The sequence below is a fragment of the Amycolatopsis tucumanensis genome (assembly GCF_021654135.1).
GTDB classification, from domain to species: domain Bacteria; phylum Actinomycetota; class Actinomycetes; order Mycobacteriales; family Pseudonocardiaceae; genus Amycolatopsis_E; species Amycolatopsis_E tucumanensis.
Window position 1 is genome coordinate 1 of record NZ_JAKGSD010000097.1, and the last position, 13,595, is coordinate 13,595.

Consider the following 13,595-nt stretch of genomic DNA (forward strand, 5'->3'; position numbering starts at 1 on the left):
CTGAAAGATCGGGTTCGGGAGGGCTCAATCGGGGCGTAGCGAAGCGAAGCCGGCGATTGAGAAACCCGCGTAGCGCCTACCGCCGAGCAGCCACAGCCGAAGCCAACCGATCCAACAGCTCCCCCGTGCTGCGCCAGTCCAGGCACGCATCGGTGATCGACTGCCCGTACGTCAGCTCGTCAGCGCGCCCCAGCACGAGATCCTGCCGCCCGGCCTCGAGGAAGCTCTCCAGCATGATCCCGGCGATCCCGCGCTCGCCGGCGGCGATCCGGTCCGCGATCTCCCCGGCCACCACGCCCTGGCGGACGTGGTCCTTGCCGCTGTTGCCGTGGCTCGCGTCGATGATCACCCGCTCCGGCAGCCCGGCCTTCGCCTGCCGCGCGAGCGTGTCGGCCACCGTCGCCGCGTCGTAGTTCGGGCCCGCGGAACCGCCGCGCAGGATGACGTGGCAGTCGGGGTTGCCCGCGGTGGTGAACAGCGCGGCCAGGCCGTCGTTGTTGATGCCCGCGAACACGTGGCTCGCCGCCGCGGCGCGGGTCGCGTCCACCGCCACCTGCACGTCGCCCTCGGTGGAGTTCTTGATCCCCACCGGCATGGACAGCGCGCTGCACAGCTGGCGGTGCACCTGGCTGGCCGCGGTCCGCGCGCCGATCGATCCCCAGCTCACGGTGTCGGCGATGAACTGCGGCGTGATCGGGTCCAGGAACTCGCACCCGACCGGCAGCCCCAGCGCGGAGATGTCCAGCAGCAGCTTGCGCGCCAGCCGCAGGCCCTTGTTGACGGCGTAGCTGCCGTCCAGGTCCGGGTCGTTGATGAGGCCCTTCCAGCCCAGCGTGGTGCGCGGCTTTTCGAAGTACACCCGCATGATCACGTGCAGCTCGTCGCGCAGACCGGCGGCGTGCTCGGCCAGCCGGTGGGCGTAGTCGAGGGCGGCCGCGGGGTCGTGCACCGAGCACGGACCGACGACCACGATGAGGCGGTCGTCGTCGCCGCCCAGGATGTCGACGGCCGACGACCGGCCCTGCGCGACGGTCTTGGCGATCGCCGCGTCCACCGGCAGCTCCTGCCGCAGCAGGGCGGGGGAGATCAGCGGGCTGACGCCGAGCGTGCGCTGGTTGTCGAGGCCTTCGGTGACGTCCGCGGGGCCTGCGCTGAGTGTCGAGGCGCTGGGAGACATGTGCGGGGGTTCCTTTCGGTGACCGGCCCGCGCGAGTCCCTGACGAGCCGGTCGATCATCCGGCTCCAGGGTGGAAGGTCAGCGCGCAGCGAGGCCGCCGGCTGGCCCACCCAGGGCCGGCCCGCTAAACCAGAAATAGCGCTGCACGTCCGACACCCTAGCAGCCCCGCCCGCCGCTTTACCGATCAAGGGTGACTACCGCTACTCTGGCGGTCGCCAGGTGTGACCAGCACAACTTTTCGGAGGTCTGATCAGATGCGTGTCGGCGTGCTGACCGGTGGCGGCGACTGCCCCGGGCTCAACGCGGTCATCCGCGCGGTGGTCCGCAAGGGCATCGAGGCGCACGGGTGGGAGATCGTCGGCTTCCGCTCCGGCTGGCGCGGCCCGCTGACCGGGGACAGCCGTCCGCTCGGTCTCGACGACGTCGAGGAGATCCTGATCCGCGGCGGCACCATCCTCGGCTCCTCGCGGACCAACCCGTACAAGGAGGAGGGCGGCGTCGAGAAGATCCGCGCCGTGCTCGCCGAGCAGGGCGTCGACGCGCTCATCGCGATCGGCGGCGAGGACACCCTCGGCGTCGCGAAGAAGCTCACCGACGACGGCATCGGCGTGGTCGGCGTGCCCAAGACGATCGACAACGACCTCGCGGCCACCGACTACACCTTCGGCTTCGACACCGCGGTGCACATCGCCACCGAGGCGATCGACCGGCTGCGCACCACCGCCGAGTCGCACTACCGCGCGATGGTCGTCGAGGTCATGGGCCGCCACGCGGGCTGGATCGCGCTGCACGCCGGCCTGGCCGGCGGCGCCAACGTCATCCTGGTCCCGGAGCGGCCGTTCTCCGTCGAGCAGGTCGTCGAGTGGGTCGAGCGCCGCTTCGAGAAGATGTATGCGCCGATCATCGTCGTCGCCGAGGGCGCGGTGCCGGAGGGCGGCGCCGAGGTGCTCCGGACCGGGGAGAAGGACGCGTTCGGTCACGTCCAGCTCGGTGGCGTCGGCACCTGGCTGGCCGACGAGATCGCGAAGCGCACCGGCAAGGAGTCGCGCGCGGTCGTGCTCGGGCACACCCAGCGCGGCGGCACGCCGACGGCCTACGACCGCGTCCTCGCGACCCGCTTCGGCCTGCACGCTGTGGACGCGGTCGCGGACGGCGACTTCGGCACGATGGTCGCGCTGCGCGGCACCGACATCGTCCGGGTCAAGCTCGCCGAGGCGACGGCGGAGCTGAAGACCGTGCCGCCGGAGCGCTACGAGGAGGCCGAGGTCTTCTTCGGCTGAGATTGCGAGGGGCGCAACGGAATCGCCGTTGCGCCCCTACTTTCGTCGTACAGATTGGTCTGAACCATTGTTCGAGTGGTCCAGTCCTCTTACCGTGCGGATGTCCCCTTCGGCTCCCAGGGAGGCATCATGCGCAGACTCGCTCTCGCGTTCGGCGGGTTGTTCGCCGCGCTCCTCATGACGGTCACCGCCGCGCCGCCCGCGGCGACCGCGGCGCCCGTCGGCAAACTGCTCGGCTACTTCGCCGAGTGGGGCGTCTACGACCGGGCGTACTACGTCAAGAACATCCACACCAGCGGGTCGGCGGCCAAGCTGACCCACATCAACTACTCGTTCGGCAACGTGACCAACGGGCAGTGCACCGTCGGCGACAGCTACGCCGCCTACGACATGGCCTACACCGCCGCGAACAGCGTGGACGGCGTCGCCGACACGTGGGACGCCGGCGCGCTGCGCGGCAACTTCGGGCAGCTGCGCAAGCTCAAGCAGATGTACCCGAACCTGAAGGTGCTGTGGTCCTTCGGCGGCTGGAACTGGTCCGGCGGGTTCGGCCAGGCCGCGCAGAACCCGGCCGCGTTCGCCGAGTCCTGCTACAACCTGGTCAACGACCCACGCTGGGCCGGCGTGTTCGACGGCATCGACATCGACTGGGAGTACCCGAACGCCTGCGGCGCCACCTGTGACACCAGCGGCGCGGGCGCCTTCACGAACCTGATGTCGGCGCTGCGGTCGAAGTTCGGCGGCAAGCTGGTGACCGCCGCGATCACCGCGGACGGCTCGTCCGGCGGCAAGATCGACGCGGCGGACTACGGCGGCGCGGCGCGCTACGTCGACTGGTACAACGTGATGACCTACGACTACTTCGGCGGCTTCAGCCCGACCGGACCGACCGCGCCGCACTCGCCGCTGACCTCCTACGACGGCATCCCGGCCGCGGGCTTCTACTCCGACGCGGCGATCCAGAAGCTCAAGTCGAAGGGCGTGCCGGCGAGCAAGCTGCTGCTGGGGATCGGGTTCTACGGCCGCGGCTGGACCGGCGTCACGCAGGCCACCCCGGGCGGCACCGCGACCGGACCCGCGCCGGGCAAGTACGAGCAGGGCATCGAGGACTACAAGATCCTCAAGACGCGCTGCCCGTCGACCGGCACGATCGCGGGCACCGCGTACGCCAAGTGCGGCTCGGAGTGGTGGAGCTACGACACCCCGGCGACCATCACCGGGAAGATGAGCTACGCCAAGAGCCAGGGCCTCGGCGGCGCGTTCTTCTGGGAACTGTCCGGCGACACGGCCAACGGGGAACTGATCACCGCGATGAACTCCTAGTCCGGCGGGGAGCCCGCCCGGTGCAGCTCGCCGGGCGGGTTTTCCCGTGCCAGGCGGAAGATCTCGGCCAGCACGCCGGTGTCGAGGTCGGCCAGCCGCTTGAAGCGGATGCAGCTCTTGCCGATCGAGGCCTTCGGCAGCGAGTCGGCGTAGCTCTCGGCGAGGTAGCGGCCGCCGACCACCGCGCTGACGTACAGCGAGATGTAGTTCTTGTTGCTCTTCAGGGCGATCACCGTGGAATCGCCTTCGCGGCCGCTGGCGTAGCGGTAGTGGTAGGGGCCGTAGCCGAGCATCCCGAAGGCCGTCGTCGGCGCCAGCTCGGGCGCCGTGTCCCGGATCAGCTCGTGCAGCGCCCGGATGTCGCTGCGGCGCGGCTCGTCGAGCGCGTCGATGTAGCTGTCAGGCGTGTCCATCCTGAGGATTATCGTGGCGCGGTGACGAAGTTCGCCGGATTCGGAGAGCACGCCGTCGAGTTCTACGACGGTCTGGAGGCCGACAACTCGAAGCCGTACTGGGAGGACCACGTCGAGGTCTACCGGTCCGACGTGCGTGGCCCGATGGAGGCGCTGCTCGCCGAGCTGACGCCGGAGTTCGGGCCGGGCTTCGGCGAGGGCAAGGTGTTCCGCCCCTACCGCGACGTGCGGTTCTCGCATGACAAGACCCCGTACAAGACCCACTGCGGCGGGGTCGTCGAGCAGGGCCGCGGCGGCGGCGCCTACTACGTGGAGGTGTCGTCGGCGGGGCTGCGCGTCGGCGGCGGCTGCTTCCACCTGCAGTCCGACCAGCTGGCGCGCTACCGGCAGGCGGTCGACACCGAAATCCACGGCAAGGCGCTGGCCGACATCCTGGCCAAACTGCGCCGCGCCGGGTGGACCATCGCCGGTGACGTGATGAAGACGAAGCCCCGCGGCTACCCGGACGACCACCCGCGCCTGGAGCTGCTCAAACACCGCTCGCTGTACGCCGTGAAGTCCTGGGACCCGGACGACACCCTGCACGAACGCGCGTGCCTGGACCGGGTCCGCAAGGCCTGGCGGCAGGTCCGGGCCTTCAACGAGTGGGCCCGCGACCACGTCGGCATCAGCGAGAAGCCGCGCCGCTGATTGAGGGCGCTTCACCGGCTGGGCTCTCTCGCGCGTCCGCTGTGCCGCGCCGCTGACCGGAGGGCGCTTCACCGGCCGGGCCCCGTCGCCCGTGCGCTGTGCCGCGCTGCTGACGAAAGCCCCTGCACCGGCGCCGGGGCAGGGCGCCGGTGAAGCTTCCCTCGGCGGGGCACCGCCGCCCCGTCCAGGCTCCCTTCGCCAGACCCGGGCGCCGCTGACCAAAGCCCCTTCACCGGCGCCGGCGCCGCGCGCATCCTGACCGGATGAGCAACGCCGCCACCTTCCAGCTGGCCGCCGAAGGCCCGGCCGCCTACGAGCGCTACCTGGTCCCCGCGTTCTTCGCCGAGTGCGCCCGGCAGCTCCTCGACCTCGCCGCGCCGCAGCCGAATGACCAGGTTCTCGACGTCGCCTGCGGCACCGGCGTCGTCGCCCGCGCTGCCGAGCCGCTCGCCGCCGCGGTGACCGGTGTCGACCTCAACGAGGGCATGCTCGCCGTCGCCCGGTCCAAGCCCTCCGGCGTTCGCTGGCTGCACGGTGACGCCACCCGGCTCGACCTCCCGGACCACAGCTTCGACCTGGTCACCTGCCAGCAGGGCCTGCAGTTCCTGCCCGACCGCGCCGCCGCCGTGCGCGAGTGGCGGCGGGTCCTCAAGCCGGGCGGCCGGATCGCCGTCGCGATGTGGCGCGACGCCCGCTTCCACCCCCAGTTCGCCGCCCTGTCCCGCGCGTTCGAGGACCACCTCGGCCCCGAAGCCGGCGCCGCCCTGCGCGCGCCCTTCGCGGGTCCCCAGCCCAGGGAGCTGCGCGCGCTGTTCACCGACGCCGGCTTCACCTCCGTCCGCCTGCGCATCGGTCTCGTGCCGGTCCGCTTCGGCTCGGTCGCCGAGATGGTCGAGCACGAGGCGAGCGCCACACCCGCCGCCCCGGCCTTCGCCGCCGCGGCCGAGGAGACCCGTATCACCATGGTGGGTGAACTAGCCGCTGAACTCACCGATTGGGTGGACGACGACGGTCTGACCTTTCCGTTGGTGACCTGGCTGGTGAACGTTTCCTGAACCGTTCGAGAGATCGGTACAGACGTGCGCGGCACAAGCGACTACGCTATTGGGACGTGAGCCGACGCGCGAAGATCGTTTGTACTATGGGCCCCGCGACCGCCACCGCGGACAAGGTGCGAGCCCTTGTCGACGCCGGGATGGACGTGGCGCGGCTGAACTTCAGCCACGGCAGCCACGGCGACCACAAGCAGGTGTACGACCTGATCCGGGAGGCCGCGGCCGAAACCGGGCGCGCGGTCGGCATCCTCGCCGACCTGCAGGGCCCGAAGATCCGGCTCGGCACCTTCGCGGGCGGCCCGGTCGAATGGCGCACCGGTGATGTCGTGCGCATCACCGTGGAGGACGTCGCCGGCACCCACGACCGGGTCTCGACCACCTACAAGGGCCTGGCCAAGGACGCCAAGCCGGGCGACCGCCTGCTCGTCGACGACGGCAAGGTGGGTCTGGTCGTCAAGGGCGTCGAGGGCCCGGACGTGGTGTGCGAGGTCACCGAGGGCGGCCCGGTCAGCAACAACAAGGGCGTCTCGCTGCCCGGCATGGACGTCTCCGTGCCCGCCCTGTCCGACAAGGACGTCGAGGACCTGGAGTTCGCGCTCGAACTGGGTGCCGACTTCATCGCGCTGTCCTTCGTCCGCTCCCCGGCCGACATCGACCTGGTCCACCAGGTGATGGACCGCGTCGGCAAGGGCCGCCGCCCGGTCATCGCCAAGCTGGAGAAGCCCGAGGCGGTCTACAACCTCGAAGCCATCGTGCTGGCCTTCGACGGTGTCATGGTCGCCCGCGGCGACCTGGGCGTCGAGCTGCCGCTGGAGCAGGTGCCGCTGGTCCAGAAGCGCGCCATCCAGATCGCCCGCGAGAACGCCAAGCCGGTCATCGTCGCGACCCAGATGCTCGACTCGATGATCAACAACTCGCGCCCCACCCGCGCCGAGGCCTCCGACGTGGCCAACGCGGTGCTCGACGGCGCGGACGCGGTCATGCTCTCCGGCGAGACCAGCGTGGGCCGCTACCCGATCGAGACCGTGCAGACGATGTCGCGGATCGTGGAGGCCGTCGAGGCCGACACCCCGGCCGTGCCGCCGCTGTCGCACGTGCCGCGCACCAAGCGGGGCGTCATCTCCTACGCGGCGAAGGACATCGGCGAGCGGCTCAACGCCAAGGCGCTGGTCGCGTTCACGCAGTCCGGCGACACGGTCCGCCGCCTCGCCCGGCTGCACACGCGGCTGCCGCTGCTGGCGTTCACGCCGGAGGAGAGCGTGCGCAGCCAGCTGGCGCTGACCTGGGGCACCCACACCGAGCTGGTGCCGTCGGTGGACTCGACCGACCGCATGATCAAGCAGGTCGACCGCGCGATGCTGGAGACGGGCCGCTACCAGGCCGGCGACCTGGTCGTCATCGTGGCCGGCTCCCCGCCGGGCACCGTCGGTTCGACCAACCTGATCCGCGTGCACAAGCTCGGTGAGGACGACCACGCCTGAGGTGCGCACCGTAGGCTTCTCCGCATGACTGAGCTGGCTCGGGACGCCGCGGCGGGACTGGACGTCCAGGAAGGCGCCGGCGGGCAGGCCGTTCTCGACAACCTCGTCGCGCTGCTCGACCTGGAGCGCATCGAGGAGGACATCTTCCGCGGGGTCAGCCCGCCGCACTCGCCGGTGCGGGTGTTCGGCGGGCAGGTCGCCGGGCAGGCGCTGGTCGCCGCCGGGCGCACCGTGCCGCCGGAGCGGCGGGTGCACTCGCTGCACGCGTACTTCATCCGCGGCGGCGACCCGCGGGTGCCGATCGTGTACGAGGTCGACCGCATCCGCGACGGCCGGTCGTTCACCACCCGCCGCGTGGTGGCGGTCCAGCACGGCAAGGCGATCTTCGCGTTGTCCGCGTCGTTCCAGAAGTCGGAGCCGGGGCTGGAGCACGCGGACGCGATGCCGGAGGTGCCGGACCCGGAGACGCTGCCGACGTACGCCGAGCGGCTGGCCGAGTTCCCGCAGGCGCTGCCGGACGTGCGCAAACGCCCGCGCCCGATCGACATCCGGTACGTCAACGACCCGCCGTGGGTGACCCGGCAGACCGGCGAACGCCCTGGCCGCAACCAGGTGTGGATGCGCGCGGACGGCGTGCTGCCGGACGACCAGCTGCTGCACGTGTGCGTCCTGACCTACGCCTCGGACATGACGCTGCTCGACTCTCCGCTGGCCCGGCACGGCGTGTACTGGGACCTGGACCGCGTGCTCGGCGCCAGCCTGGACCACGCGCTGTGGTTCCACCGGCCCTTCCGCGCCGACGAGTGGTTCCTGTACGACACGGAGTCGCCGTCGGCGTCCGGCGGGCGCGGGCTCGCCACCGGCCGCTTCTTCAGCAGGGACGGGAAACTGCTGGCGACGGTGGTGCAGGAGGGGCTGCTGAGGGTGCTGCCTCCGGACGGGCAGAACGCGCGGCAGGACTGAGGTTCCGCGTCCGGCCGCGGGGGTGTGGCGGGCCCTCAGCCGAGCGGGCTGAGGGAAGCCGTCCGCCTGCGCCGCAGGTGCTTGGTCCGCGGCCGCACCACGTCCTCGATCCCCGGGCCGAGGCTGAGCTGCGCGGCCAGGTAGGCGCGGCACGGCGTCCGGCCGCGGCGCCGGAACAACAGCCGGGACATGCGGCTGCGGCAGACCGGGCAGTGCCCGCGCGCGTCCGGCGCGTGCGTGGCGAGCGTGGCGCGCAGGGCTTCCACCAGCAGCGGGATCTCTCTGGCGGCGAGGTCGGCGGCCTGCTCGCGGTCGGCGAGGTCGACCGATCGGGCGAGATCGTCCAGCCGGCGCTGCACGGACGTCTGCAGTGGACCGACGATGGTGTCGCGGTCGAGCACGCCGCCTCCTGGGGAAGTTCAGTTCGCGCGAGCGAGATTACCCCGGCATTATGCAATTTGCAGACCGCTAATCGCGGAAGATACCTCAACGGGGTGAGCCGGAGGGGCCGGGTTTTCGGATTCTGCTGGTTAGATGGAGCGGGTTGTCCACGAGCCGCCGGGGGGAATGCGCGGGCCGGAGTGGAGGAGCGGACATGAGTCGCGGTCAGGGTCCTACGATTCGCCGTCGCAGGCTGGCGAGCGAGCTGCGCAGGCTGCGCGAGGCCGCCGACCTCACGATCGACGAGGTCGCCGAGAAGCTGGAGTGCTCCGCGTCGAAGATCAGCCGCATCGAGACCGGCCACGTCGGTGTCACCCCGCGCGACGCCCGCGACATGCTGGAGCTGTACGGCATGACCGGCGACGAGCGGGAAGCGCTCGTCCAGCTCGCACGCGAGGCCCGCAAACCGGGCTGGTGGCAGGCCTACAAGGAGGTCTTCACCGGCACCTTCGTCGGGCTGGAGGCCGACGCCAGCTCGCTGCGGGCGTTCCAGGCGCTGCTCGTGCCCGGCCTGCTGCAGACCGAGCCGTACGCGCGGGCCGTCATCCGCGCGATGCGCCCGGACGCCGACGAATCCGACATCCAGCGTCGCGTCGCCGCGCGCACGGCCCGCCAGCAGCTGCTGACCGACCCGAACCCGCCGGAGTACTGGGCCGTCATCGACGAGGCGGTCCTGCACCGCGTGGTCGGCGGGCCGGAGGTGATGGCGCACCAGGCCGAACGGCTGCTGACCGTCGCGCAGCTGCCGCACGTCACCATCCAGGTCGTTCCCTTCGGCGCGGGCGCCCACCCGGGCATGGAAGGCCCGTTCCTGATCCTCGGATTCCCGGAGCAGGCCGACCCCGATGTGGTGTACGTGGACAGCACTTCGGGTGGTTTTTTCCTCGAGCTGCCCCCCGATGTGCGCCGCTATATCCTCATGTTCGATCATCTGCGTGCGACGGCTCTGAAACCGGACGACTCGGTCGAGGTGATCGCCGCGGCCGCCGAACGTTTTTCCGGATAACGGTTGCCGGGTGAGCCGTACCAACGTGTGCCTGGGAAGTGAGGAGCGGGGAGAAATGTCCCATGTGGAGCCGTTTGCCCCGGTGTGGCGCAAGAGCAGCCACAGCGGCGGCGGGAACGACTGCGTCGAGGTCGCGATGATCGCCGGGGGAGTCGGCGTGCGTGATTCCAAGAACCCGGCCGCGGGTGAGCTGCATGTGTCCGCCGAGAGCTGGCGCGGGCTGCTCCGCGCCGTGGGTGCGCTCGACCGCGCCTGAGGTAAGCCGAACGGACGACCCCTTACACCGCCGGGCAGGGGACTGAGGCGGGGTAAGGGGTCGTTTCGCGTCCGGGTCGGGGTGATCGTCCGATGCCGGGGGCCTGCCCTCAGGACGACTCTGAGGTTCACAAGGGGAACTGGAAGAGCCGGAAGAGGGACTCCCGATGCGAAACGAGATCATGTACGACGCGGTCATGGCCGAGGTGGCCTACCGGCGCGAGCAGCTGGAGAAGGCGAGCCGTCCCGGCCGCCGCTGGTTCGGGCGCGCCAAGACCGAGGTCCGGGTGCCGGAGCAGCGCCGTCCGAGCACCGTCGAGCTGGCCCGCGCCCGGTAAGGGCCGGGCGTGGTTTCGCCCACGACGAAAAGGGTGCCGGGATTGTCGGTGGGGTGCGACAGAATGGTGCTCGTGCCCCGCCTAGGTTCCGGAATCCCACTGGTCGCCCGCGCCGACGAGATGCGACGGCTGCGTGCTGCCTTCACCGCTGCCGAGCGGGGTGAGGCGGGCGCGGTCCTCGTGTCCGGCGACGCCGGGGTGGGCAAGACCCGGTTGCTGACCGAGCTGTCCGAGCATGCCTCCTCCCGCGGCGCGCTCGTGCTGTCAGGGCGGTGCCTGGACGTCCGAGAGGGCGGTCTGCCCTACCTGCCGTTCGCGGAGGCGCTGGCGCCGCTGAGCCTGGACGACGATCCCGTGGTCGCCGAGGCGGTCCGGGTCCGGCCTGCGCTCGCGCGGTTGCTGCCGCAGGGCGGCGCGATGCCGCCGTCCCCGGCGGGCGAGCACCTGGTGCCGGACACGTCCGGCGAGCGGGACGTGCCGTACCGGGTCCGCCCGGAGCAGGACCTCGGGCAGCTGCAGCTGTTCGACGCGGTGCTGGGCGTCCTGACGCAGGTCGCCGCGCACCGGCCGGTGGTGCTGGTGCTGGAGGACCTGCACTGGGCCGACTCGTCCAGCCGGAACCTGCTGTCGTTCCTGCTCAACCGCCTGCGGGGGCAGCGGTTGCTGGTGGTCGGCAGCTACCGGGAGGAGGACGTGCACCGGCGGCACCCGCTCCGCGCGATGCTGGTGGAGCTGGTCCGCCTGCCGGTGGTCACGCACGTCGAGCTGCGGCCGTTCGGCACGGCGGAGGCGCGGGCGTTCGTCGAGGCGCTTGCCGACGGGCCGGTGACGCCGGAGATCGTCGCCTGGGTCGCCGAGCGGTCGGAGGGCAACCCGTTCTTCGCCGAGGAGCTGATGGCCGCCGGCGTCGAGTGCGAGGACCTGCCCGCGGGGCTGGCCGAGGTGCTGCTGTCCCGGCTGGAACGGCTGTCGCCGGAGGCGCGGCGGGTGGTCCGGACGATCTCGGCGGCGGGCGATTCGGTGGCGCACACGGCGCTGGCCGAGGTCACCGGGCTGGACGAGCTGGAGCTGGACGAGGCGCTGCGCGAGGCGGTGCACCACCACGTGCTGGTCATCGAGCGGGGCGCCTACACGTTCCGGCACGCGCTGCTGCAGGAAGCGGTGTACGCGGACCTCCTGCCGGGGGAGCGGGTCCGCATGCACGCCGCCTACGCCGAGCGGATCCGCCGCACGCCGCAGGGCCGCGGCCACGACGCGAAGCTGGCCTACCACAGCCTGCGCAGCCGGGACCTGAAGGCGGCGCTGCCCGCGTTGCTGCGCGCCGCCGAGGAGGCCGAGCGGCTGGGGGCGCCGGGCGCGGCGTTGCGGCACATCGAGCAGGCGCTGGAGATCTGGGACGCGGTGCCGGAGGCCGACCGCCCCGAGGGTGTCGACGAGCTGAAGCTGTTGCAGGAGGCGTCCTACTTCGCGGCCACCTCGGGTGAGCCGGAGCGGGCGATCGCCTACGGCCGGTCGTCGGTGCACAACCTGCGGCCCGGTGTGCCCCCCGAGAAGGCGGCGAAGGTGTGGCGGCGGCTGGCCGAGGTGCTGCTCAACGCCGAAGGCACGCTGCACGAGGCCCTCGACGCGATCAACAAGGCGTGGGACCTGGTCTCCGACGGCGAGCCGAGCAAGACGCGGGCGTGGGTGCTGGCCACGCGCGCCGCGATCCTGCGCAACGCGGGGCAGTACGAGGACTCGCGCTGGAACGCGCACACGGCGGTCGCGGACGCGCGGGCCGTCGGCAACACCGGCGCGGAGGCCGCCGCGCTCGTGACGCTGGGCGCGCTGGACGACGCCGCGGGCGAGCCGGAGGAGGCCAGGGCCCGTCTGGAGGAGGCGGAGCGCAAGGCGCTGGACTCGGGGTCGCTGAACGTCGCGTTGCGGGCGGTCTGCTTCCTGGCGTTCAGCTACGAGGACCTGGGCGAGTACGGCCCGGCTATGGACATCTACCGGCGCGGCATCGAGCGGGCGGAGCAGACCGGGCTGACGTGGAGCATCTACGGCTTGGAGATGCGTGCGCGGCACCTGACGTTGCGGTACCTCAGCGGCGACTGGCCGGCGATGGCGAGCACGAACGCGCCGGCGCGGGGCGTGTCGAGTGTGCTGGCGGCGCGGATGACGTCGTCGTGGCTGCCGTTCGCGGTCGCGCGGGGCCGGGTGGACACGGCGCAGAAGTACCTGGGGGAGTTGCGGCCGCACTGGCGGGCGGAGCCGTTGACGGCGATCGTGAGCGGCGCGACGGGCGCCGAACTGTCGATGTGGCAGGGCGAGTACGAGCAGGCGATCGCGTGGGTGCGGAAGGTCATCGAGTTCCTGTTGTCGTTCGACGAGGGGTACCTGCTCGCCACCGTCCGCCTCGGCGCACTGGGGGTCGAGGCGGCCGCCGCGTGGTCGGCGAGCGCGCGGAAGCGCGGTGACCACGGCGTGGCCGAGCAGGCGGTAGCGGCGGGCCGGAAGCTGATCGAGCACGTCCGGTACGCGGGCGCGAACGGCAAGCCGCGGGCGCAGACGCTCGGCCCGGAGGGGCGGGCGTGGCTGGCACGGGCCGAAGCCTCCGCGAGCGGCCTGGAAGGCCCAGCGGACCCCGCACTGTGGGCGGCGGCCGTCGCCGCATTCGACTACGGCGCGGTTTACGAGCAGGCGATCTGCCGGTGGCACCACGCCGAAGCGCTGTTGTCCACCCAGGGCGACGCGGGTCTGGCCGCGAAGGAGTTGCTGGCCGCGCACGACGTCGCCGACACCCTGAGGGCAGTACCCCTACGCGACGCGGTCCGCGAGGTCGCCCGGCGCGCCCGCATCGAAATCCCGGGCGTGGAGCCACAACCAGCCCCGCGCCCCACCGTCGACCCCCTGACGGACCGCGAACGTGCCGTGCTGGAACGAGTGGCGCTGGGCCGGACGAACAAACAGGTCGGCGAAGAGCTTTTCATCAGCGAGAAAACGGTGAGCGTCCACCTGTCACGAGTGATGGCGAAACTAGGCGCCAACCGAAGAGCCGAAGCAGTAGCCATCGCCTACGACAAGGGCCTACTAACCTGACGGCGCAAAAGCGCCGTGCCCTTGATCTTTGAACAAACCCCGAGCTGGGTGGTCATCCCGTCGCCTGACACGCAACGATCACCTTGAGCCA

The 13,595-nt window shown here is 71.4% G+C and carries 13 protein-coding genes; 10 read left to right on the forward strand and 3 right to left on the reverse strand.

Annotated features, from left to right (window positions below):
• Positions 1–76: 76 nt before the first annotated feature.
• Positions 77–1,177, reverse strand: a complete 1,101-nt coding sequence (locus L2C96_RS42965) for a 3-deoxy-7-phosphoheptulonate synthase (protein WP_237340169.1) — start codon at positions 1,175–1,177, stop codon at positions 77–79.
• Positions 1,178–1,432: 255 nt separating this feature from the next.
• Between L2C96_RS42965 and L2C96_RS42970 the strand changes: the two genes are divergently transcribed.
• Together L2C96_RS42970 and L2C96_RS42975 are read left to right on the forward strand one after the other, a co-directional pair.
• A complete protein-coding gene (locus L2C96_RS42970) occupies positions 1,433–2,458 on the forward strand; it encodes a 6-phosphofructokinase (RefSeq protein WP_020418837.1) in 1,026 nt (341 codons plus the stop codon).
• A 129-nt stretch (positions 2,459–2,587) separates the two neighbouring features.
• A complete protein-coding gene (locus tag L2C96_RS42975) occupies positions 2,588–3,781 on the forward strand; it encodes a glycoside hydrolase family 18 protein (RefSeq protein WP_020418836.1) in 1,194 nt (397 codons plus the stop codon).
• Here L2C96_RS42975 and L2C96_RS42980 read toward each other — a convergent pair.
• Entirely contained in the window at positions 3,778–4,194 is a 417-nt protein-coding gene (locus L2C96_RS42980; protein ID WP_237340170.1) for a DUF1801 domain-containing protein, read from the reverse strand. The genes L2C96_RS42975 and L2C96_RS42980 overlap by 4 nt on opposite strands.
• A 21-nt stretch (positions 4,195–4,215) precedes the next feature.
• On the opposite strand from L2C96_RS42980, the gene L2C96_RS42985 reads away from it, so the two are divergent.
• The 4 genes from L2C96_RS42985 (at position 4,216) to tesB (ending at position 8,383) form a co-directional block, all read left to right on the forward strand.
• The gene (locus L2C96_RS42985) at positions 4,216–4,884 is read left to right on the forward strand and encodes a DUF2461 domain-containing protein (protein WP_237340171.1); all 669 of its coding nucleotides are present in this window, start codon (positions 4,216–4,218) and stop codon (positions 4,882–4,884) included.
• A gap of 263 nt (positions 4,885–5,147) precedes the next feature.
• Positions 5,148–5,939, forward strand: a complete 792-nt coding sequence (locus tag L2C96_RS42990) for a class I SAM-dependent methyltransferase (RefSeq protein WP_237340172.1) — start codon at positions 5,148–5,150, stop codon at positions 5,937–5,939.
• 56 nt (positions 5,940–5,995) lie between these two features.
• Positions 5,996–7,420: a pyruvate kinase gene (pyk, locus tag L2C96_RS42995; RefSeq protein ID WP_027934991.1), complete on the forward strand. Its 1,425-nt coding sequence runs from the start codon at positions 5,996–5,998 to the stop codon at positions 7,418–7,420.
• A 24-nt stretch (positions 7,421–7,444) separates the two neighbouring features.
• Complete coding sequence (gene tesB / locus L2C96_RS43000; protein WP_020418831.1) at positions 7,445–8,383, forward strand: acyl-CoA thioesterase II; 939 nt, start codon at positions 7,445–7,447, stop codon at positions 8,381–8,383.
• Positions 8,384–8,418: 35 nt separating this feature from the next.
• On the opposite strand, the gene L2C96_RS43005 is transcribed toward tesB, so the two are convergent.
• The gene (locus tag L2C96_RS43005; protein WP_020418830.1) at positions 8,419–8,784 is read right to left on the reverse strand and encodes a hypothetical protein; all 366 of its coding nucleotides are present in this window, start codon (positions 8,782–8,784) and stop codon (positions 8,419–8,421) included.
• A 194-nt stretch (positions 8,785–8,978) separates the two neighbouring features.
• Between L2C96_RS43005 and L2C96_RS43010 the strand changes: the two genes are divergently transcribed.
• From L2C96_RS43010 to L2C96_RS43025, 4 genes are all read left to right on the forward strand, one after another.
• On the forward strand, positions 8,979–9,830 hold the full coding sequence (locus L2C96_RS43010) for a helix-turn-helix domain-containing protein (protein ID WP_020418829.1): 852 nt from the start codon (positions 8,979–8,981) through the stop codon (positions 9,828–9,830).
• A gap of 55 nt (positions 9,831–9,885) precedes the next feature.
• Positions 9,886–10,086: a DUF397 domain-containing protein gene (locus L2C96_RS43015; protein ID WP_039791576.1), complete on the forward strand. Its 201-nt coding sequence runs from the start codon at positions 9,886–9,888 to the stop codon at positions 10,084–10,086.
• Between the two features lie 166 nt (positions 10,087–10,252).
• Positions 10,253–10,423, forward strand: coding sequence for a hypothetical protein (locus L2C96_RS43020; protein WP_020418827.1), 171 nt, complete (start codon positions 10,253–10,255; stop codon positions 10,421–10,423).
• A gap of 63 nt (positions 10,424–10,486) precedes the next feature.
• Complete coding sequence (locus L2C96_RS43025) at positions 10,487–13,504, forward strand: helix-turn-helix transcriptional regulator (protein ID WP_237340173.1); 3,018 nt, start codon at positions 10,487–10,489, stop codon at positions 13,502–13,504.
• Positions 13,505–13,595: the final 91 nt, after the last annotated feature.